Annotated in this window: 19 protein-coding genes and 2 tRNA genes; 12 read left to right on the forward strand and 9 right to left on the reverse strand. The window is 71.7% G+C overall.

Going from position 1 to position 21386, the window contains the following annotated elements; genetic code table 11:
- Window positions 1-229: 229 nt before the first annotated feature.
- A complete protein-coding gene (locus tag FHR82_RS15730; protein WP_184811112.1) occupies window positions 230-3043 on the reverse strand; it encodes a CLIPPER-2 domain-containing protein in 2814 nt (937 codons plus the stop codon).
- A 309-nt stretch (window positions 3044-3352) separates the two neighbouring features.
- Between FHR82_RS15730 and FHR82_RS15735 the strand changes: the two genes are divergently transcribed.
- From FHR82_RS15735 to FHR82_RS46080, 7 genes are read left to right on the forward strand one after another with little or no spacing between them, the layout of a single operon-like run.
- Window positions 3353-5575 (forward strand): sensor histidine kinase, encoded by a 2223-nt coding sequence (locus FHR82_RS15735; RefSeq protein WP_311771100.1) that lies wholly within the window; start codon window positions 3353-3355, stop codon window positions 5573-5575.
- A gap of 23 nt (window positions 5576-5598) precedes the next feature.
- On the forward strand, window positions 5599-6015 hold the full coding sequence (locus tag FHR82_RS15740) for a roadblock/LC7 domain-containing protein (protein WP_184811113.1): 417 nt from the start codon (window positions 5599-5601) through the stop codon (window positions 6013-6015).
- Between the two features lie 7 nt (window positions 6016-6022).
- Window positions 6023-6403, forward strand: a complete 381-nt coding sequence (locus tag FHR82_RS15745) for a DUF742 domain-containing protein (RefSeq protein WP_184811114.1) — start codon at window positions 6023-6025, stop codon at window positions 6401-6403.
- Window positions 6384-6971: a GTP-binding protein gene (locus FHR82_RS15750; RefSeq protein ID WP_311771101.1), complete on the forward strand. Its 588-nt coding sequence runs from the start codon at window positions 6384-6386 to the stop codon at window positions 6969-6971. Before FHR82_RS15745 ends, FHR82_RS15750 begins: the two co-directional genes overlap by 20 nt.
- Window positions 6972-6982: 11 nt before the next feature.
- Window positions 6983-7759, forward strand: coding sequence for an MHYT domain-containing protein (locus tag FHR82_RS15755; RefSeq protein ID WP_184811115.1), 777 nt, complete (start codon window positions 6983-6985; stop codon window positions 7757-7759).
- Between the two features lie 41 nt (window positions 7760-7800).
- Window positions 7801-9744 carry a GH25 family lysozyme gene (locus FHR82_RS15760; RefSeq protein WP_184811116.1) on the forward strand — a complete coding sequence of 648 codons (1944 nt, stop codon included), beginning with the start codon at window positions 7801-7803 and terminating at the stop codon, window positions 9742-9744.
- A 4-nt stretch (window positions 9745-9748) separates the two neighbouring features.
- Window positions 9749-9880 (forward strand): DUF8122 domain-containing protein, encoded by a 132-nt coding sequence (locus tag FHR82_RS46080; RefSeq protein WP_260418057.1) that lies wholly within the window; start codon window positions 9749-9751, stop codon window positions 9878-9880.
- A 49-nt stretch (window positions 9881-9929) separates the two neighbouring features.
- Here FHR82_RS46080 and FHR82_RS15765 read toward each other — a convergent pair whose 3' ends face one another.
- The 5 genes from FHR82_RS15765 to FHR82_RS15785 form a co-directional block, all read right to left on the reverse strand.
- The gene (locus tag FHR82_RS15765) at window positions 9930-10760 is read right to left on the reverse strand and encodes a hypothetical protein (protein WP_184811117.1); all 831 of its coding nucleotides are present in this window, start codon (window positions 10758-10760) and stop codon (window positions 9930-9932) included.
- A gap of 24 nt (window positions 10761-10784) precedes the next feature.
- Window positions 10785-10952 (reverse strand): hypothetical protein, encoded by a 168-nt coding sequence (locus tag FHR82_RS15770; protein ID WP_184811118.1) that lies wholly within the window; start codon window positions 10950-10952, stop codon window positions 10785-10787.
- Window positions 10953-11094: 142 nt separating this feature from the next.
- The gene (locus FHR82_RS15775; protein ID WP_184811119.1) at window positions 11095-11895 is read right to left on the reverse strand and encodes a hypothetical protein; all 801 of its coding nucleotides are present in this window, start codon (window positions 11893-11895) and stop codon (window positions 11095-11097) included.
- Complete coding sequence (locus FHR82_RS15780; RefSeq protein ID WP_184811120.1) at window positions 11883-12704, reverse strand: protein phosphatase 2C domain-containing protein; 822 nt, start codon at window positions 12702-12704, stop codon at window positions 11883-11885. The genes FHR82_RS15775 and FHR82_RS15780 overlap by 13 nt, the downstream gene beginning before the upstream one ends.
- Complete coding sequence (locus tag FHR82_RS15785) at window positions 12704-13360, reverse strand: vWA domain-containing protein (RefSeq protein ID WP_184811121.1); 657 nt, start codon at window positions 13358-13360, stop codon at window positions 12704-12706. The genes FHR82_RS15780 and FHR82_RS15785 overlap by 1 nt, the downstream gene beginning before the upstream one ends.
- A 58-nt stretch (window positions 13361-13418) precedes the next feature.
- On the opposite strand from FHR82_RS15785, the gene FHR82_RS15790 reads away from it, so the two are divergent.
- Window positions 13419-16325: an AfsR/SARP family transcriptional regulator gene (locus FHR82_RS15790; RefSeq protein WP_184811122.1), complete on the forward strand. Its 2907-nt coding sequence runs from the start codon at window positions 13419-13421 to the stop codon at window positions 16323-16325.
- Here FHR82_RS15790 and FHR82_RS15795 read toward each other — a convergent pair.
- The 3 genes from FHR82_RS15795 to FHR82_RS15805 form a co-directional block, all read right to left on the reverse strand.
- Window positions 16322-17563, reverse strand: a complete 1242-nt coding sequence (locus FHR82_RS15795; protein ID WP_311771102.1) for a helix-turn-helix domain-containing protein — start codon at window positions 17561-17563, stop codon at window positions 16322-16324. The genes FHR82_RS15790 and FHR82_RS15795 overlap by 4 nt on opposite strands.
- Before the next feature lie 99 nt (window positions 17564-17662).
- Window positions 17663-17839 (reverse strand): hypothetical protein, encoded by a 177-nt coding sequence (locus FHR82_RS15800; RefSeq protein ID WP_184811124.1) that lies wholly within the window; start codon window positions 17837-17839, stop codon window positions 17663-17665.
- Between the two features lie 119 nt (window positions 17840-17958).
- Window positions 17959-18525, reverse strand: a complete 567-nt coding sequence (locus tag FHR82_RS15805; RefSeq protein ID WP_225944028.1) for an NUDIX domain-containing protein — start codon at window positions 18523-18525, stop codon at window positions 17959-17961.
- Window positions 18526-18589: 64 nt separating this feature from the next.
- On the opposite strand from FHR82_RS15805, the gene FHR82_RS15810 reads away from it, so the two are divergent.
- The 4 genes from FHR82_RS15810 (at window position 18590) to FHR82_RS15825 (ending at window position 21353) form a co-directional block, all read left to right on the forward strand.
- Complete coding sequence (locus tag FHR82_RS15810; RefSeq protein WP_184811126.1) at window positions 18590-19171, forward strand: protein kinase; 582 nt, start codon at window positions 18590-18592, stop codon at window positions 19169-19171.
- A 9-nt stretch (window positions 19172-19180) separates the two neighbouring features.
- A complete protein-coding gene (locus tag FHR82_RS15815) occupies window positions 19181-21121 on the forward strand; it encodes an acetoacetate--CoA ligase (protein ID WP_184811127.1) in 1941 nt (646 codons plus the stop codon).
- A 58-nt stretch (window positions 21122-21179) separates the two neighbouring features.
- Window positions 21180-21269, forward strand: a tRNA-Ser gene (locus FHR82_RS15820).
- An 11-nt stretch (window positions 21270-21280) separates the two neighbouring features.
- Window positions 21281-21353 (forward strand) — tRNA-Arg (locus FHR82_RS15825).
- Window positions 21354-21386 lie beyond the last annotated feature (33 nt).

Here is a 21386-nt window from a genome sequence, read left to right on the forward strand (position 1 = left end):
CGTCCCGCCTTGCCAGTCTACCAGTTCGGGCCGGGAAAAGCGAGCGCCTGTGCCCAGCTGTGGATAACCGGGTCGGTTGTGGACAACTTCGGGCCTGGCCGAAAGGGGACATTGACCTGAAGAGCACTCGTGGTGACGGCCGCGCAACCCGATGCTTGCTCCGAGCATGTGGAGGGAGCAAGCCATGGGGTTGCGCGGCGTCACCGATTCCGGGTGAGTGCGGGGGCTGCTACTGGTCGCGCCGCCTGCGGCGGGTGAACAGGAGCAGCCCCAGACCCAGCGCGAGCACCACCACGCCCGCGATGATCATCTCGGTCACCGCGGTCACGCCTGTCCATGCCAGGCCACCGCTGGCCTGGGGCACCGGCGCGGGGGTCGGCGCCGGTGACGGCACCGACACCGTCGTGGTCACCGACACCGGGTCTGCCGTCACCGACGAGCCCGACGGGGTGCGGCCCGTCGCCGTCGCGGTGGCCGTCACCGTGCCCGTCGCCTCGTAGGTCGCCTGGCACGTCATCCGGGCGCCCGGGGCCAGCTCCGCCGGTGCGCACGTCAGCCGCGCCGGGGACAGCGCCGGCCGGACGTCGGTCAGCGTCACGTTGCCGCTGTTCGTCGCCGTCACCGTGTACGTCAGCGTCGAACTTGTCACCGCGACCGTGTTCGTCACCGTCAGGCCTGGCTCCTGCGACAGCTCCGTCATCGCCGAGCCGGCGTCCGACCGCACCTCGTCGCCCCACGGGGTCGTGCCCGTCGCGGCGGCCACCGTCATCACGAAACCGCGGTCCAGGTCTGCCTGCGTGACTGCCTGCGTGCCGGCGCAGTCCAGGGACTCGCCAGGGGCCAGTACCGCCGCCGCGCAGTCCACTGTGGTCACATCGTGCAGTGTCACCGTGCCCGTGTTCGTCGCCACGACCGTGTACGTCACGGCCTTGCCGTCGGTCTCCGCGCGCGTCGTCACCGTCAGCTCCGGCAGGCTGCTCACCGCGGTCGACGCCGTCACCGGGGCGGACGCCACGGCGCCGGACGGTGCCGTGCCCTGTGCCGTCACGGAAAGCGCCACCGGCGCATTCCCGTCGACCTCTGCCTGCGTCACGACATGAGCGGACGTGCACGACGTCGACCCGCCCGCTGCGAGCGAAGCCGAGACGCAGGAGAAGCCCGCCACGCCGACGTCCGACAGCGTCACCGTGCCGTCGTTGGTCAGCTCGATCGTGTACCGCAGCTCGTCGCCCGTGTCCGTGAGCCCGTTCTCGTTGCTGTCCACCACGACCGTGGTCACCGCCGGGGAAAGCGTTGCCACGACGGGAACTTCGGTGGTGGCCGCGACCGGGGCCGCCGTCACCGGGCCGACCACCGACGTGCCCGTCGCCGACGCGGTGTGGGTCACCGTGCCGAGGTCGGCGTCCGCCCGGGTCAGCGTGTACGTACCGGAGCAGGTCTGGACCTCGTCCGGGGCAAGGGTTTCCGGTGCGCACGACAGGAACGGCAGTGCCGTGACCACATCGGACACGTTCACGGTCCCCGTGTTGGTCGCGCCGATCGTGTAGTGCACGACGTCGCCGCTGTCCACGCGGCCGTCCCCGTCGGCGTCCTCGACCGAGGTGACGGTGTTGGTCACCGCCAGCGCGGCCACCTGCGTCATCGGCGTGGCCGCGTGGGCCGTCGGGGCAGCCACCGGCTTGCCGTCCGGAGTGGACGCCGACGCGTCCGCGGCCGCCGCCACCGTGCCGGTTTCCATGTCCTCGGCCGTGATCACGTGCGTCGACGTGCACGACACCGACTCGCCGATGATCAACGCGGGTGCCGTGCAGCCACCGGTCATGGCCACCGCGTGCAGCACCGCACCACCGGTGTTCATCGCGGTCGCCGTGTACCGGACCACGTCGCCGCGGTCCGTGCGGCCGTCGGCGTCGGTGTCGGTGACCGCCGCGTCGAGCGTGAGCGTCATGCCCGGCACCGGGTTGAGCTTCGTCGTGCGGGACGCCGTCGCGGTCAGCGCCGTGCCGCCCGCGGAGGTCGCCATCGCCACCGACGTGATCGTGAACCCGCGCGCGGTCACATCAGCCGCCGTCAGCGTGTGTGCCGCGGTGCACGTGAGCGCGGAGCCGGGCGCGAGCGTGCGAGACGACTCGCAGGTCAGCGGCAGCGCCACCGACCCGAGCTGTGCGGAGACCGCGATCCCGCCGACCGCGACACCGCCGTCGTTGCGGACGGTCACCGCGTAGTCGACCCGGTCGCCGATGTCCTGGCGCCCGTTGCCGTTGGCGTCGATGACGTCCGAACCGGTGTTGGTCGCGGTCAGCAGCTCGGGGCTGATCACGACCTGCCCGGCACCACCCGTCCCGAACGAGACGGACGACGCCAGCGGACCGGCACACGAACTGCCGCCGCCACCACCGGCACCCGCCTGGTTCACGCCACCCTGACCGCTGCCGCCGCCGCGGCAGCCACCGCCACCGCCGCCACCACCCGCGCCGGTGCGGCCGCGGCCCGGCCGTCCGTTGTCGCCGAGCCCGGTCGCCCGGACCCCGCCACGCCCGGCGTTCGCCGGCCGCGGACCCGGGCCCGCGGCACCGTCAGTTCCCGCCTGGCTACCGGAACCGCCTGTGCCGCCGGTGTTTCCCGCGCAGTCGCCGCCCGCGCCGCCGCCACCACCCGCCTCGGCGATCACCTGGTCGAAGTCACCGGTCAGTACCGCGCTGCTGCCGCCACCAGGCGAGCCGTCCGCGCAGGTGCCGTCCTTGGACACACCGCCGCCACCACCCCAGTGGTAGCCGGCGCCGCCCGCGCAACCGGTGATGACGCCGAGCACCTGGCCCGGTTCCACCTCGACGGTCGCCTCGACGACGCCGCCCGAGCCGCCGCCTTCCGCGCGGACCCGCACGCTCGTCACCCCGGCCGGGACCACGTAGTCGAGTGCCGCGCCGTCCGCGCAGCCGAAGATCTGCGGCGATGCCGCTGCTGTCGCCGGGGTCGCGGCGCCGACGGTGACCACACCGGTGGCGAGCAGCGCCACCAGGGCAGCAGAAATCCTGCGAATCATCAACACACCCAATACGGAACTCGAGACCGCTGGTTCCGAGTGTTCGACCCCCGACAGTCAGTGACGACGGTGGCCAGCGGTGTGCTGTGCAACGTGGAAGATCTTGTCATGTCCGTCAATTTCCGAACCGTGTCTTGACACGGACCTCCGCTTCCGATTGTGTGCTCAGGCCAGGTAGGGACGTAACGCAAATCACCCACGCCGAAAGTCAGGCGGATCACGATGGGCAGCGGGGCCCTGGAGTCGCGTACGCGCGCCTCCACGAATTGGCGCATCGACAACTGGAGTCTGCGAACGAAAGTGGCGGCGGTGCTGCTGCTGCCCGCGATCATCGCGCTCGTACTCGGTGCGGTCCGCGTCCAGTCGAAACTGGACGAAGCCAACCGGCTGAGCACGATCCGCGACCAGATGGCCGTGCTGGGCCAGTCACTGACGCTCGCCGATCTCGTCGTCGACGAGATGGTCACCGCGGTGGTCAACGACCGGGCCGACCGGCCGCGGCTGAGATCGGAGCGGGCCGCCGTCGACCGGCAGGTCGTCACCGTGCGGGACGCCGTGGACTTCGCGCACCTGCCTGCCGAGGTCGACCGGACGCTGTCCGACGCGCTCGGCAGGCTCGCCGCGGTGCGCGTGCAGACCAGCAACGACGTCGGCGACCCGGTCACGGACCTCGCCGCGTACCAGGAGGTCGTCAACGGCCTCACCGAGCTGGTGCCCGGCGTGGTCGAGGTCGCGCAGAGCGGTGACCTCGACGACCTGTCCACTTCGGTCAGATCGCTGCTCCTGCTCCGTTCTTCGCTCTCCGCCGAGGAAGCGCTGATCCGGCACGCGACCGCGCCCGGCAACCGAGCCATCGCGTCGGCCGCGCAGCAGTCGGCCGCCGAGGAGCGGGTGCTCGGCGAACAGCTGCAGCTCGACCTCCCGGAGCAGGCCGCGATCGATTTCGCCGCGGCCACCGACTCGTCCTCCGCGCGGCGTGCCGCGCTGCAGCAGGCCGTGGTCGACCCGCGGTCCGTCGACCTGCGGGCGCTGCTGCCGAACCTGCAGGCCGCGACCGAACGGGTCCGCGAGCTGTCGCAGGACCTCGTCACCTCGCTCGCCGACACGGTCGCCGCCCGCACCAACGACGCCAGGTCGGCCGCGTTGCGCGACGCGGCCATCGTGATCGCCGCGCTGCTGACCGCGCTCGCCGTGGCACTGGTCGTCGCGCGGTCGCTGCTGTCGCCGGTGCGCAAGCTGCGGGAGGCCGCTCTGCACGCCGCCCGCGAACAGCTGCCGAGGACCGTCGAGCGGGTGCGTGCCGGTGAACAGGTCGACTGGACGTCCGTGCAGGCCGTGCCCGTCCGCGGCACGGAGGAGATCGGCCAGCTCGCGCGTGCGTTCGACGACATGCACGAACAGGCCGTCCGCCTCGCCGGTGAACAGGCCGAGCTGCGCAGGCAGGTCAGCGAGATGTTCATGACGCTGTCGCGCCGCAGCCAGACGCTCGTCGAGTCGCAGCTCGAGGTGATCGAGGGTCTCGAAGCCGAGGAACAGGACCCGCGCAGGCTCGCCGGGCTGTTCCGGCTCGACCACCTCGCGACCCGCCTGCGCCGCAACGGCGAGAACCTCCAGGTCCTCGCGGGCGGCGTACCCGCGCGGCGCGACACGTCACCGGTGACCGTCGTGGAACTGTTGCGGGCGGCCACCTCCGAGATCGACGACTACAGCCGCATCACGCTCGCGCACGCGCCGACCGGTTCGGTCCGCGCGAGCGCCGCCGCCGACGTCGTGCACATCCTCTCGGAGCTGCTGGAGAACGCGACCCGCTACTCGCCGCCGGACCGCAAGGTCGTGCTGTCCGCCGACCGCGGCGCCGACGGCGGGCTGCTGTTCGAGGTCGTCGACGCCGGACTCGGCATGGCGCCGGACGACATGGCGGCCGCGAACTCCCGGCTCGCGTCGAGCGACGCGGTCGACCCCGAGACCACCCGCCGCATGGGCCTGTACGTGGTGAGCCGCCTCGCGTCCCGGCACGGCGTGACCGTCCGGTTGCGACCGACGTTCGAACGCGCGTCCCGGGCGGGCATCACTGCGAGCATCCACGTGCCCGGCACGCTGGTGATCGCGGGCACCACCCCGGAGAGCATGGTCGCCACCACGCTGACCGCCGCCGTGCCCGCCCGCAAGGAGCTCGCCGCCGCGTCGTCCTGGTCCCCGGCACCCGCACTCGCACTCGCCGGGCCCGCGCAGGCCTCCGCCGAGTCCAGCTGGTTCACGGAGGAGAAGGTGCCCGAGGAGGCCGACCGGAGTCAGTGGCTCACCCCGACCGTGCCGGTCGACCAGCCCCAGCAGCCCGCGCTGCCCGCCACGACGGCCAACGGCCTCCCGGTCCGCACGCCCGGTGCGCGCGCCCTGCCCACCGAACGGCAGCAGACGGAGTCGCACACCGGCTTCCGGGACCCGGAGTCGATCCGGAACAACCTTTCCCGGCACTACGACGGTGTGCTGGCCGCGCGCCGCGCCCGCGAGGAACCGGGATCAGCGGGATGAACAACGAGGGGAAAGCACACGAGATGACGGATGCGACGACGGCCACCGAGCCGTCGCTGGGCTGGCTGGTTTCCGCGTTCACACAAGAGGTTCCTGGTGTCGCGCACGCGGTGCTGGTGTCCGCGGACGGTCTGCTGGTCGCGGCGAGCGACGGGCTGCCCCGCGACATGGCGGACCAGATGTCGGCGCTGTCCGCGGGGCTCACGAGCCTGACGGTCGGCGCGGCGCAGCTGTTCACGGCGGGCCGGGTCGTGCAGTCGGTGATCGAGATGGAGGGCGGGTTCCTGCTGCTGATGAGCGTCGGCGACGGCTCGCACCTCGCGGTGATCGCCGCGGCGGGCTGCGACATCGGGCTCGTCGGGTACGAGATGACGCTGCTGGTCGACCGGGTCGGCCGCATGGTCGACACCCCTGTCCGCGGAGCTTCGGAGCAGGGCTGAGGCGGACGTGGTTGACGTCAACGACCAGGCCGACCGAGCCGGGCCGCCACCGGCGCTGGCCCGCCCGTACTCGTGGACCGAGGGGCGCACGCAACCCTCGGTCGACATCGCGGTCGAGGCGCGGGTGGTGACCACACCGGCCGGTCGCGACCTGCCGCCGAGGCTGACGAGCGCGGCGTGGACGATCACGCAGCTGTGCCTGCAGCCGCGGTCGGTCGCCGAGCTCGGTGCGTACCTCGCGGTGCCGCTCGGGGTGGTGCGGGTACTGGTCGCCGACCTCGTCGCCGAGGGTCTGGTGCACGTCGAGGCCACTCTTGCCCACGACGCGGACGACGCGGAGCGGCGCGAGCTGATCGAGAGGGTCCTGAGTGGACTACGGGCGAAGTAAGCGCATCACGTCGGCCAAGATCGTGGTGGCAGGCGGGTTCGGGGTCGGGAAGACCACGTTCGTCGGCGCCATGTCGGAGATCACCCCGCTGCGCACCGAGGCGCTGATGACCAGCGCGAGCGTCGGCGTCGACGAGCTGTCGGCCGTGCCGGACAAGCTCGCGACCACGGTCGCCATGGACTTCGGCAGGCTCACGCTCACGGGCGACCTCGTGCTGTACGTGTTCGGCACGCCCGGCCAGCGGCGGTTCTGGTTCATGTGGGACGACATCGCGCGCGGCGCGATCGCCGCGGTGGTGCTGATCGACACGCGCCGGCTCGCGGACGGCTTCTCGTCGATCGACTACTTCGAGTCCCGCCGCGTGCCGTTCCTGGTGGCGGTCAACGAGTTCGAAGGAGCCCGCCGCTTCACCGCCGACGAGGTCCGCGAGGCGCTCCAGATCGCCCCGGATGTCCGGATCATCACCTGCGACGCCCGCTCGGCCGAGTCGACGAAGGGTGTCCTCATCGCCGCGAGCGAGCACGCCCTGTCCACTGTGGATGCACGGCTCCCCGCCCGCCGGTACTGAGAGGTCTGTCGATGGTCAACCACTTCGAGATGGGTGTCTGGCTGCTGTTCCTGGCCTACGTCACGTCCTTCGCCGGCGCGGCCATCGGCCTGACGTGCACGCTGCAGTCCCGGCACGCGGCGACGAACACCGTGCGGATGGCGTGGCTCGTGCTGGCGTCGCTGTCCATCGGTGGCGTCGGCATCTGGCTGATGCACTTCATCGCGATGCTCGGCTTCGGCACCCCCGGCTCGCCGATCCGCTTCGACGTGGCCAAGACGCTGCTGTCGGCGGTGCTCGCGGTCGGTGCGGTGTTCTGCGGGCTGGTGGTGCTGGGCCAGCGGTTCGTGCCGTGGCGGCTCGCGGTCGCCGGGCTGGTCACCGGTCTCGCGGTGATCCTCATGCACTACACCGGCATGTGGGCGATCAGCGTGAAGGGGACGACGAGCTACCACGCCGGGCTGGTCGTGCTGTCCGTGGTGATCGCGGTGCTGGCCGCGACGGCCGCGCTGTGGTGCGCGGTGACCGTCGACCGGCTGCCGATGCGCCTGCTCGCCGGTGGGGTGCTGGGCCTCGCGTCGACCGGCATGCACTACGTCGGGATGGCGGCGGTCTCGGTGCGGCTCGACCCGGCGGCTCCGGACCCAGAAGGTGTCGAGGTGTTCAGCTTCCTGTTCCCGGTGTTCGTGCTCGCGGCCGCGGCTCTGGCGCTCCCGATTGTGGCGATTCTCACCACGAACCACGACGATGACGACAATTCCCCGGAAGTCGCGCGATCGGGTGTAACCCTTGCGCCCCAACAGCGATAGAGAGGCGAAGAGGTAGGCCACTCGAGGGGGAGCACGTGTCGATGGGGCGATGGCTGGGCGCGGTGTTGTCGGTGACGGTGGCGTCGGCGGCGTCGGCGGGGTTACTGGCCGTCGCACCGGCCGCGAGTGCCGACGAGGCCGACTATCCGGTGGTCGGCGGCGTGGTCCGCGACAATGTGGACAACACGCACGGCCGGTCGGCGGCTGAGGAGTTCGACGGGCGGCCGCAGGCGCGGATCGCGGCGGACTACGTGCGCGGCATCGACGTGTCGAGGTGGCAGCACGACACCCCGATCGACTGGTCGCAGGTCGCGGGCAGCGGGGTCCGGTTCGTCGGCGTCAAGGCGACCGAGGGCAACTACGACCAGCAGGAGTTCTACGCGTCCGACATGAGCGGTGCGCAGGGGGCGGGCATGTACTCGTTCCCGTACCACTTCGCGACGCCCAACGACTCCGGCGCCACCGAGCAGGCGAACTACTTCCTCGACTACGCGAACTTCACGCCGAACGGCAAGACGCTCCGCCCCGCGATCGACATCGAGACCAACCCGTACGACACCGCGAACCGCTGCTACGACAAGACCCCCGCGCAGCTCGTGAGCTGGGTCCGCGAGTTCGTCGACGTGGTGAAGCGCCGCACGGGTGTCGACCCGATCGTCTACACGGCCCCGGCGTTCTGGCAGGAGTGCATGGGCAACAGTTCGGCGTTCGCGTCGTACCCCCTGTGGGTGGCGTCGTGGTCGTCGAACCCGACGACCCCGACCCTGCCAGCCGGCTGGTCGAACTGGGAGCTGTGGCAGTACAGCGCCACCACCACGGTCCCCGGCATCACCGGTCCCGTCGACGGCAACTACGTCCGCGGCGGCGAGGAAGCCCTGGCCGCGCTGGCGACGAAGGCGTCCGACCCCTCCGGGTACACCGCGATCGCCCCGACCCGAGTCCTCGACACCCGCGGCTCGGGTCCGCTGGGCGCACGCGGCTCGGTCACGGTCGACCTGTCGTCCCGCCTCCCCGCGACCGCGACCGCGGCGGTCCTGAACGTCACCGGCATCGCGACGGCCAACACGTTCGTGACGGTGTGGCCGACCGGCGCCACGCGCCCGAACGCGTCGAACCTGAACCTGGTCGCGGGTGACATCCGCCCGAACCTGGTGACCGTGCAGCTCAACGCCGACCGCAAGGTCCAGGTGTACAACAACTCCGGCAGCACGCACGTGCTCGCCGACCTGGCGGGCTGGTACGCGACCGACGCGCCCGGCCTGAACACGGCGCTGGCACCGCAACGCGTGCTGGACACGAGGTCCACGGCCGCGGTCGGCCCGGGCGGCAAGGTCACGCTGAACCTGTCGTCGCGGGTGCCCGCATCGGCGACCGCGGTGACCCTGAACCTGACGGGTGTCGGCGCGACGCTGTCGACGTTCGTGACCGCGTGGCCCACCGGTGTCGCCCGCCCCAACGCGTCGAACCTCAACCTGGCTTCGGCGAGCCCGACGTCGAACCTGGTCACGGTCCAGCTGGGCACGAACCGTTCGGTGGACCTGTACAACAACTCCGGCCAGGTGCACCTGCTGGCCGACCTGGCGGGTTACTACGGCCCGGACAGCGGAGCCAAGTTCATCGCCCTGTCCCCGATGCGAGTCCTGGACACCCGCACCGCGACGACGAACTGGACCCCGGTGAGCGGCGGCGGCACAGCGGTGCCCCTGACCATGTCGGGCCCGATCCCAGCCGGGGCGACGGCCGCGGTGATGAACCTGACGGGCGTGTCGCCTTCGGTGGCCACGTTTGTGAGCGCCTACCCGAAGACCAGCGCCACCCCGGCCCGCCCGACCACGTCCAACCTGAACCTGACCGCGGGCCAGATCCTGCCCAACCTGTCGTCGGTCGCCCTCGGCCCGAACCGGGACGTGTGGCTGTTCAACAACGCGGGCACCATCAACCTGATCGCCGACCTGGCGGGCTACTTCGCACCTGACGCAGAATGACGGAGTGACGGACGAGGGCGGCGAGTCGGTGTGCTGGCTCGCCCGCGTGTGCCCGGAATGCGGCGCCCTCGCTGACGAGGACCCGCCCACGACGTGCCCGCGCTGCGGCGAGCCCATGCCGGTGCCGGAGGACTGACGCCCGGCCGCGATGATGGCGGCGAGTATCGCTGCTGACCTACACAGCACTAGTCCCAGCGGGCGCCGTACGTCAGGCCGCGTGTCAGGTCGGCGAACGTCAGGCGGATCTCGCCCGCCCGGTCGACCTGGACGGCCGTCGCGCCGCCGGGCAGGCGGGACACCCGGCGGGGCAGGCGGTCGCGGTCGAAGCGGACGCGCAGCTCCAGGAAGTCGCACTGCCTGCCGGGCACGTGCACCAGCTGCCGGGGCAGCACCGCCAACCGGGTCCGCAGCGCGAACTCGTGTGTGTCACCGGGCCCGAGTGGCGCGGGCAGCGTCAGCACCCCCGACCGCAGCGTGCCGCCGTACGCCACCTCGCTGCCCGGCGGCACCGGCAGCTCCAGCTCCGTCACGTCCTGTCCCGCCACCACGCGGTGGTGTTCGAGCACCTCCGGCGCGGCGCGGTCGAGCATGGCGAGCACGCGGGTCTCCTCGGTGTGCCAGCCGGCACCCGGTGGCGTGCCGGCGCGCTGCGGTGTGCAGGCGAGCTGCGCCAGCTGGTGGATGCCCTCGTCGATGCGGCGGCGCGCGGTGCGTGGTTCGCGGTGGATGCGGTCCGCCACCCACGCGACGCGGTCCTGGTACAGCGGGTGCCGGGCGGCGGGGAGCACGCCGAACGCGGCCAGCACGGCCACGCGCAGGTCGTCCGGCAGGCCGGTGGCCAGGCGGGTGACGCGGCGCGCGACCCGGTAGCGGATCTCGCCGGGCCCGTCCTCGTCGGTCACGCCGCACAGGTCGCGCAGTGTGCCGCCGACGCGGTCGGCGACGTTGCCCGCGAACAGGCCGCGACCCTTGCGCAGCGCCTTGAGGTCACCGACCAGCTCGGCTTGCGTGGCCATCGTCTCTTCCTCCCGCATCGGTGCTCAGTTCGGCGCGGCCAGCCGTTCCACGTGCGATGTCGTGTCCGCCGGGGCGGGTGGGGTGACGTCCGGGGCGTCGCCGAGCCCGACGTACACACCGAGCGCGATGCCCAGCACGAAGCACAGTGCGACCAGCCGCACCATGCCAGAGAGCGAGACGAGGATGCTCATCGTTTCCTCCGCGAATTCGTTGGCACACCAAGGATGCGTCGCGGGGGACACCACCGGATACCCGTTTCCCGGTGCCACGTCGAGAGGAAACGGGAAACAGCGCGGTGCGGCCACCCCGAGCACGCCGCATCGCACTGCCCACTCACGACAGAGCAGCCAGCCAGCACTCCGCCGCGGGTCTCCTGCCCGGTTCCGCCGCGCGGGCCGCCAGGAGCGACAGCGCGGGCCCGAGCCGCCCGCGCAGCAACGGTTTCCCGCGCACCTCCTCCGGCGTCACCCGGTGGTTGCCGAGCAGGATCCGCAACGTCAGCAGCGCGAGCTTGTACCGGTCGGTGTCGAGCGTGAGCTCCCTGGGGCCCGCCGGATCCGCCCACCCGGCCGTGTCCGCCGGCCGCACCGCGGGTGGCCGCCCGGCGACCCGGAACCCGTCGCAGTCGATGGCGAACACCCCGGGACCGCCGGACAGCGTCCACAGCAGGTTCCGCATGGACACGTCCCCGAGCACGACGTCGTGGTGGTGCAGCTCCCGGAACAGCTCCAGGTACCCGGCCGCCAGCCCACGCCGCTCGTCCTCGGTCGGCAGCGCCAGCTCCGCCCACATCGCCCGCCGGGGATACAGCAGGAACTGCAGCTCAAGGAGCCGTGGCCGCCCCGCGATCGTCGTCGTGAACCGGTCGGGGGCCGCCGGCATCAGCAGCCCGACACACCGGCCCCGGTGGAACACGCGGCCCGACGGCCACGCCGTCCGCGTCGCGACCGTCTCGCGCGCGGGCAGGTCGATCAGCCGCGCCAGCTCGCCCGCCAGCACGGCCACCTCGCGGTGGTAGAGCTTCAGCAGGGTCCCCGCCGGCCGCGCCAGCCGGAACACCGTGCCCTGGCCGCCTTCCGCGACCGTTGCCGCCGCTGCCAGATCGGTGAGCTGTGCGTCCCCTAACGGGCCCACACCGCCACCGCCGTCCGGTCGTCGTCGAACGCCCGGAGGTCGAACTGCAGCTGGTGGACGAACGCGACCGGGCCGGGGACCTCCGCCCACGCGCTCGCCAGGTACGTGCCGACGGCCGAATCCCGCACGGCTGTGCCGAGTCCGGCCGACGCCACCACCAGCACCTCACCCGGTCGCAGCACTCCGCGCACCCCGTCGGCAGAGCCGCGCGGCGACGGCAGGAGGTCGGACTCCGCACCGCGTTTCCCGAACAGCGGCAGGAACGCCCCGTCGTTCAGCACCATCGCGGGACTGTCGCCGATCCGCATCGCCCGGTACCGGTGGCCCTGCCCGGTCCAGCCCAGCTCCACGGCCGCGACCGTCAGCGTCGTCCTCCTGCACTCGGGGTTCGGCCCGGCCTCCCGCACCGCGCGGTCCGCCTTCCGCAGCGCGGTGATCATGTCGACCACGTCGAGGTCCGCGCCCGGGAGTGCGTACGCCAGGTAGCCGATCGCGTGGCGGACCGCGAGCTGCGCGCCCCGGTGCGCGTGGGAGGAAGCCCCGAAACCGTCCGCGACGGCCGTGAGCACGTACCGGCCGCCGAGGTCGGTCACGCCCATCGCGTCCTGCCGCACCTCGCCGCGGCTGCGGTGCCCGGCACCACGCGTCGAGGCCGCCCTGACCTCGAGCGTGCCGACGCGCGCCGCCTCGATCACCGTGTCCGGCACGTCGGTGACCGTGTCCAGCCGCCACGGCTGCCCGGCCGCGCGGGACGGCACACCCAGCTCCCTCGGCCGGAACACGCCCCTGTCACCCCAGACGTCGGTCATCACAGCTGATCGACCCTCAGTGCGGTGAATCCGGCGACCTGCGTCGGCACGCGCAGCAGCAGGTCGCCGTCGCTGCCGGAGCGGACCACCGACGTGGTGAGCGCGCGGGCGAACCCGTGCAGCGCGGCGGCCGGGCTGACCCCGCCGCGGCTCATGAACGCCTGGAACGTGCCGATCCGGCCGATGGTCGCGGCGTCCGCGTCGCCGATCCCGAACGCGATGATGTTGGGCCGCGCGGCCCAGTCCGGGTCGACGAGCCGCTCGTAGGCGCCTGGCCAGGCGGCCGGGTCGGTGGGGTGCCCGTCGGACAGGAAGAACACGGCGGGCCGGTACACCTGGTGCGCGTCGGCCTTCAGCGCGGCCACGTCGTCCTCGATGGTCTCGCGCAGCAGCGCGAACGCCGCACCGAAGTTCGTGCCGGCCTGCGTGGCAAGGCCGACCAGGTTCACGACGTCGCTCGGACTGCACAGCGGTTGTAACACTTCGGCGTTTCCAGCGAACCCGATGAGGCAGAACCTTGTCTTGTCGGCCACCACGGGATCGGTGCCGACGGCGGCGTGCAGCTGCGCCAACCCGTCGTTCAACGCGTCGAGGTGGTCGGTCATCGAGTACGACTGGTCGCACACCACGTAAAACGGCAGTATTTGTTCTGGCATTCTTGACCCTCCCGCCGGGGAGGATGACGAACGCACCCGCACCAGATCTGGATCAGATATGGACTTTCGGTTGTTCGGCCCGTTCGAGGTCTGGCACGACGGGGCCACGGTGGACCCAGGTGACCTCCAACAGCGCTACGTGCTGGTCATCCTGCTGCTCAACGCCAACCGGGCGGTGACCCGGGAATACCTGCAGGAATACGTGTGGCGCGGACAGGAACAACCCCGTTCCGACCTGATCACGAGCTACATCGCCCGGCTGCGGAAAGTCTTCAAGGACAGCCCCGAGGTAGTGATAGACAAAACCCCGACGGGCTATCTGTTGCGCCTCGACGAGAACTTGATCGACGTCGTCCGCTTCCGCACGTTGTGCGCGCGGGCACGCACGGCGAACGACGCGGCGACCTTCCACGAGGCGCTGGACCTGTGGCGCGGCCGGTTCCTGTCCGACATGGACGTCGACCGGGTCGGCGGCCCCACGGTCATGCCGTCCGAGGAGGAACGCGTCGACGCGCTGGTCGACCTGGCCGAGCTGGAGCTGTCGGCCGGTCAGCACCGCCGGATCCGCGACCGCCTGCGCCCGGTGTGGGAGGAGGACCGCAGCCAGCAACGCATCGCGGCGGCCCTGATGCGGGCGCTGATCCAGTCGGGCGACCACGTGCGGGCGGTCGAGGTGTACCACCAGACCCGCGACGCGCTCGACGAGTACGGCATGGACGTGTCCCGTGAGCTGCGCGACACCATGCGCCGCGCCCAGTACGGCGACCGGCTCAGCTCACTGCCGATGCGGCAGAACAGGTTCACCGGCCGCGCCGACGAGCTGGCCTTCGTGGACTCGGTCGCCCGGTCCGCGGTGGAGGACGGCCCGTCGGTCCTGTGGATCTCCGGCATGCCCGGCGTCGGCAAGACCGCGCTGGCGGTCAGCGCCGCGCACCGCCTCGGCGACGTGTTCCCGGACGGCCGCCTGTTCGTCGACCTGACCGGCTTCACCCCGAACGTCGCCCCCGCGACCCCCGCCGCCGCGCTGGCGAGACTCCTCACCGACCTGGGCGTCCCGCCGGAAGCCATCCCGGAGAACACGGCGGCCCGCGCCGACCTCTACCGCTCGACGGTCGACGGCACCCGCACCCTCGTGGTCCTCGACAACGCGGCGTCCGAGGAGCAGGTCGAACCCCTGCTCGGCGGCACCCTCACGCTGATCACCAGCCGCGAACAGGGCGCGCTGATGGCCACCGAGCACATCCGCCTGGAACCCCTGCCCCCGCACGAGGCCGTCGAGCTGTTCCGCAAACTGGTCACCGCGGAACGCGTGCACGGCCACGTGGACCAGATCCGCGAGGTGGTCGCCCTGTGTGGCCAGGTCCCGCTGCTGATCCACCTCGTCGCCGCCCAGTTCCAGCGCCACACCCGCTGGCCGCTGACCCACCTGCTGGACCTGCTGCGCGAGGTCCCGGCGGTCAGCCCGGACACGACGTTCCCGCACGCCGCGACCATGGCCTGCACGGTGTCCTACGACCAGCTCACCGAGGAACAACAGACCCTGTTCCGGGTTTTCGCCCTGGCCCCCGGCGCTGACCTGTCGGCACCGGGGGCGGCCGCACTGATGGGGATCCGCAAGGCCCGTGGGCTGCTGGAGGACCTGCACCGCGTGAGCCTCCTGGAGGAGTCCGCCCCCGAACGCTTCCAGATGCTCGACCCCCTCCGCGACTACGTCCTCGCCGCCCACCCACCGGAAGACCCGGTCACCCCGGTGGACCGCCTGCTCGACTTCTACCTGGCCACCACCGCCGTCGCGGTGGCCACCGTGTTCCCGTTCGACCGCGACCGCCAGCCCGAGCCGACCGTGACCAGCCCGGTCGCGCTGTCGTTCCGCGACGGTGACTCGGCCATGGACTGGCTCGACGACGAGCGGTACAACCTCGTGGCCGCGGTCAGCCACGCCGCCGCCCACGACCGGCCCGAGCACGCCTGGCGGCTCGCGGTCCTGCTGTGGCGGTACCTCTACGTCCGCGGTCACCTGCGCGAATGGACCGACACACTGCAGCGCGCCGCCGACGTCCTCGACGGCAACACCATGGGCCTCGCCAACGTGCGGCTGCGGCTGTCGGAGGCCAGGCGGAACTCCGGCGCGCTGACCGAGGCGCGTGCGCTCGCCGAGCAGGCGCTGCCCCTGTGGGTCGAGCTGCGCGACGTGCGCGGTGAGGCCACCACGCTCGTCGCGATCGCGACCAACGCGTACATGATCGGCGACTTCCCGGCCGCCGCGGAACACCTGACCACCGCACTCGACCGGTGGGAGAAGACCGGCGACGCCAGCGGTCACGCCCACGCACTCGACCTGTTCGGGCTCGTCAGCGAGCGCCGAGGCGACCTGATCGACGCCGAGCGCAAGCACCTGGCGGCGATCGAGCTGCTGCGCCGGATCGACCACCGGCCCGGTCTCGCGCACTCGCTCGACAACCTCGGTTACGTGCGCCAGCGCCTCGGCAGGCTCGACGACGCGCTGGCCCACCACACCGAGGCCCGCGAGCTGGCCGTCGAGCTGGGGGACCCGGGCGCCGAGGCGTACGCGCTCAACAACCTCGGCAACACCCACCGCCTGGCAGGCCGCTACGAGGAGGCGATGGCCTGCCAGCAGCAGGCGCGGAACCTCGCCGACCTCGTCGTCGACCCCAACCTGCGTACCCAGCTGTACCTCGACCGGGGCGAGACCGCCCGCGCGGTCGGTGACCACCAGGCCGCGCTGCACGCCTACCGCGCCGCGCTCGACCTGTCCGCGGGCATGGGGGAGCGGGTGCAACGCGCGCGGGCGACCCATCGCATCGCGGAGGTCCTGCACGACACCGGCCGCCACGACCCGGCCCACTGGCACGACGCGCTGAGCGAGTTCGCCGAACTGGGCCTGCCGGAAGCGGACGAGGTCCGGGCCGAGCTGGACAAACTGACCTGCGCCTGCGCCGGCTAACGCAGCAACGGGACCAGCTCGCCCTGCAGTTCGCTGACCGCGCGGTGCGTGTGCCAGCGGTTCAGGGTCCGGTTCAGCTCACGGAGATCGACCCGGATGGTCGCCGAGTCGACGAGCGCCACGTCCGCCAGCACCTCCCTGGCCGCCAGGCACGCCTGGTCGATCTCGCTGGTCAGGGCGTGGGCGAGGGCTCGCCGGACCCCGAACCGCGCCCTTGCGCGCCGCGCGGTCACCGGGATCACCGGCAGCTGCCGGTCGAGCAGTTCCGCCGCCTCCCTTGGTCTGCCGAGGTCGTGCAGGGCCCAGCCGCGGACCAGCGCGATGTCGTCGGGCACGGACGCCGGACCCAGCACCGGTGCCTCGGTCTGCTGGTGGGTGGACAGCAGTTCCGCTGCGCGGTCCAGCGCTACCTCGTAGCCGCGGACGTCGCCCGCCAGCGCGTGGCCCTGCGCCTCGCACCGCGCGGCGAGCCCGAGGATGCGCGGCCCCGCCGCCGGGTTCTGCTGCGCCCGCCGGGCCAGCTCGATCGTCCGCGCCGGGTCGTGCCGGTACAGCGCGACCTCCGCGTGCCGGAACCACGCGAAGCTCGCCAGGTGCGGGTCGTGGTCGGCGGCGTAGCCGACCGCGCGGTCGGTCCACCGCAACGCCTCGGCTTCGCGGCCTGCCTCCTGGCTCATCCAGCCCGCGTACTCGGCCACCCGCGCGGCGAGCAGCACCAGCTCGGACCGCATGGGCTCCGGGTTGTCGAGCGCGAGGGTGCGCAAGGTGTGCAGGTGCGCGATCACCCCCGCGAGCACCAGCGACGGGCTCGCCATCGTGCCGAGCGCGCGGTGCTGGTCGAACGACGCACGGAGCACGGCGAACGTCCCGTCGTCGATGGCGGGCTTGGCCGAGCGGGTCATCGCGTAGCCGAGCAGCGCCCCCGCGCCAGCGAGGACCTGTCTGCGCGGCAGTTCCGCGTACCGCAGCGTGCCGTCCTCGTCCAGCTCGAGCACCCAGACGTCCTCGGGCGGCGGCGCCTCGACGCGGCGTGGCTCGGCCCGCACCGCGGCGACGAGCGCGCCGCCCGTCCCCAGCTTGTCGTCACACTGCCTGGCGAAACCGAGGGCGGGCTTCGCGCGCCCGTTCTCGATCTTGCTGACCTGACCCTTGCTGTAGTTGGTCTGCCTTGCCAGCTCCGCGAGTGACATACCGGCCGCCAGCCGAAAAGTCCGCAACAATGTGCCGAACTCGGTCACCGGTGCCTCCCCAGCTCTCCCGCCGAGTACACCACCGCGACGAAGTGGACGCAATGCCGTGCCGGCGCCGGTATTCCCTCCCGGCGCCGGCATTCCGGCTCAGTTGCTCCACGGGTGGCCGTTGGTGGTCACGGTCGTCGTCGGCGGCGGGGGCGGCGTCTCCTCGCCCGCGGACGCCGAGGTGGCGCCGAGGAAGGGGAGTGCGACCGCGATCGCCGCGGTGCCTGCCAGCAGTGCGATTCGCGTCGTGAAAACGGCAGCACGGGACTTCGACATGATTCCTCCTTGGATTTCTTCCGGCGCCGGATCGGCGCCTACCAAGAGAATTCATGACGCGATTCTGGACAACAATGAGTTTCCCGTTTCCGGATAAAGGAGGAAACGGGAAACGCTTTCTAGAGGAGGCCGCGCACCTTTGCGGAAAGGACCGCGAACGTGCTGCCCGCGTGCGGGAGCTGCCCTTCGAGGGTCATCCCGACGAGCTGTCCCGCCGGGAACCAGTGCACCTCGAGGTCGGCCTCACCTGGCTCGAGGTCGTTCTCGCCGAGCGTCAGCCCGGTGGCGAGGAACGCGTGGTCGCGGTGGTTGCTGAGCGAGTCGGCGCAGTTGATGGCGCCGAGCCCCGTCCACCGCCGCGCGACCACCCCGGTCTCCTCGGCCAGCTCGCGGCGGGCCGCCGCCTCCGGGGTGTGGTCGCGCTGGTCGATCCGGCCGGCGGGCAGCCGCCACTGCGGCTCCTCGTGGGTGTAGATCCACTGCCGGGTGACCGCGACCTCGCGGCCGTCGTTGACGGCGAGGACGGTCACCGCGGGCGGCGCGAGCACGTGGTCGTAGTGCCCGACCGACCCGTCCGGCCTGCGGGTCTCGTCCCGGCGCACCTCGAACCACCCCGACGCGAACTTCACGTCGGAGTTCAGCCGGGTCCAGCCGCCACCCCACTCGTCCACCACGTGGGCAGTCAACCCTGACCTGGTAATCCACGTCCAATACATGTCCCGTACGTGTCCACTGCCGACACTTCGGGGCATGGCAACCCGACTTGCCGACAGCTACCGGTTGCTCCACCCGGCATGGGGCGACCGGTACGGCATGACACACATCGCCGCCGGGCCGCGTGGTGTGCCGGTCGCGGTCCGCGTCCTGACGTCGCGGCCGAGGGTGCGCCGCGCCGACGTCGACCTGCTCACCGCTGTCCGGCACCCCAACCTGGCCACCGTGCGGGACGTACTCGTGGACGACCGCGTCGCGATCGCCGCCGACGCCGTGCTCGGCAGGACGCTGCGCCGCGCGCGGCTGACGGCCGACGAGCTGGTGCGGGTGGCGGACGGCGTCGCCGCCGGGCTGACCGCGCTCCACGAGCAGGGTGTGCGCCACCGCACGCTCAGCCCATCGACGGTCGTGCTGGACCACCGCGGCGAGGTCGTGCTCACCGACGTGGCCGTCGGCCACCTGCTCGACCTGCCGGGTTCGGCCGCCGAGGACTGGCAGGCGCTGGCCGACCTGCTGTCGACCGTCTGGCGGAACGCGCACGGCCGGTGGCGCCGCCCACCGCCCGAGCTGCGCGATGTGTGGGCGGACACCATGGCAAGGGCCCGCGATATGGGATAGGAACGGGCCATGACCGACAACCAGGCCACGTTGTTGTGGCGCCCGGACCCAGCCCGCGTCGAGGAGAGCAGGATGGCCGGGTTCCGCCGGTGGCTGGCGGCGGAGCGGGGCGTCGAGGTGGCCGGCTACCAGGAGCTGTGGGAGTGGTCCACGGATGACCTGGAGGCGTTCTGGGGAGCGGTGACCGAGTTCCTGGGGGTGCGGTTCCACACGCAGGCGGACCGGGTACTGGCGAAAGCCGACATGCCGGGCGCGCGGTGGTTCCCGGGCGCCACGCTCAACTACGCCGAGCAGGCCCTCGCCGCGGGCGCCGACGACGACGTGGCGATCGTCTTCGAACGCGAGGACGGCCTGTCCTCCCAGCTCACGTACGGCGAGCTGCGCGCCGAGGTCGCCGCGGCCCGCGCCGGCCTCGTGGCGGTCGGCGTCCAACGCGGCGACCGGGTGGTGGCACTGGCCCCGAACACCCCGCGCACGCTGGTGGCGTTCCTGGCGGCCGCCTCTCTCGGTGCCACGTGGTCGTCCTGCTCCCCGGACTTCGGTGTGCGCGCGGTGGCCGACCGCTTCACCCAGATCGAACCGGCGGTCCTGTTCGCGGTGGACGGCTACAAGTACAACGGCCGAGCCTTCGACGTCCGCCCGACGATCGCCAAGCTCCAGGCCGAGATCCCGTCACTGCGCGCCACCGTGCTCATCGACTACCTCTCGGACGAGGCGACGGCCCCGGACACGATCCCGTGGCGCACGTTCGTCCACCCGGGCGCCGCTCCCGACTTCGACCCCGTCCCGTTCGACCACCCGCTGTGGGTCCTGTACTCCAGCGGCACCACAGGTCTGCCGAAGGGCATCGTCCAAGGTCACGGCGGCATCGTGGTGGAACACCTGAAGCAGCTGGCCCTGCACGCCGACTTCGGCCCCGGTGACCGCTTCTTCTGGTTCACCACCACCGGCTGGATGATGTGGAACTACCTGGTCTCAGGCTTGTTGGTGGGCGCCACGGTGGTGATGTACGACGGCAGCCCCGCCCACCCGGACCTGGACACCCTGTGGCGCCTCGCGGCCAAGCACCGCGTGACGTACTTCGGCACCTCGGCCCCGTACATCCAGACCTGCCTGAAACAACACCTGAAGCCGGCGGCCGCACACGACCTCTCCGCGCTGCGGGCCCTGGGCTCGACAGGCGCCCCGCTGAGCCAGGAAGGCTTCCAGTGGATAGCCGACGAGCTGGGCAAGGACGTCCAGATCTGCTCGGTCTCGGGCGGCACGGACCTGTGCACGGCGTTCGTGGGCTCGGCCCCGGACGTCCCGGTCTGGCTGGGCGAGCTGTCCTGCCGCGCCCTGGGCGCGGCAGTGGAGTCCTGGTCACCGGACGGAAACCCGCTGGTAGACGAGGTAGGCGAGCTGGTCATCACCAAGCCGATGCCGTCCATGCCCCTGTACCTGTGGGGCGACACCGACGGCGCGAAGATGCACGACTCGTACTTCGAGCTGTACCCGGGCACCTGGCGCCACGGCGACTGGATCCGCATCACCCCACGCGGGTCGGCGGTCATCTACGGCCGCTCCGACTCGACCCTCAACCGCGGCGGCGTACGCATGGGCACGAGCGAGTTCTACAGCGTCGTGGAGGGCTTCGAAGAGGTGGCGGACTCCCTGGTCATCGACACGTCGTCGGACGTCGAGGGCGAGCTGCTGTGCTTCGTGGTGCTGGCTCCCGGCGCGTCTCTGGACGTCGTGGAGCCACAGCTCAGGAAGGCCCTCCGCTCCGCACTGTCCCCCCGCCACGTCCCGGACCGGTTCGTGGTGGTCACCGAGGTCCCGAGGACCCTGAACGGCAAGAAGTGCGAGGTCCCGGTCAAGAAGATCCTGGCGGGGGTGGCGCCGGAGCGCGCGGTGAGCCGGGACGCGCTCGCCAACCCGGACTCACTGACCGCGTTCATCCCCAGGTAGCGACCCGGTTTGGAGCCCGCCGGGGGGTCTGTGTAAGGTATCGCCGAGCGGTACTCCGGGAGGCTTCGCCTAGTCTGGTCTATGGCGCCGCACTGCTAATGCGGTTGGGGGCAACCCCTCCCGGGTTCAAATCCCGGAGCCTCCGCCACAACTGAACATGCGCCCGTAGCTCAACGGATAGAGCATCTGACTACGGATCAGAAGGTTAGGGGTTCGAATCCCTTCGGGCGCGCTTATTGCCATGGTTGAGGCAATCGTGGGGCCG

The sequence above is a fragment of the Actinophytocola algeriensis genome, assembly GCF_014203735.1.
Classification (GTDB): Bacteria; Actinomycetota; Actinomycetes; order Mycobacteriales; family Pseudonocardiaceae; genus Actinophytocola; species Actinophytocola algeriensis.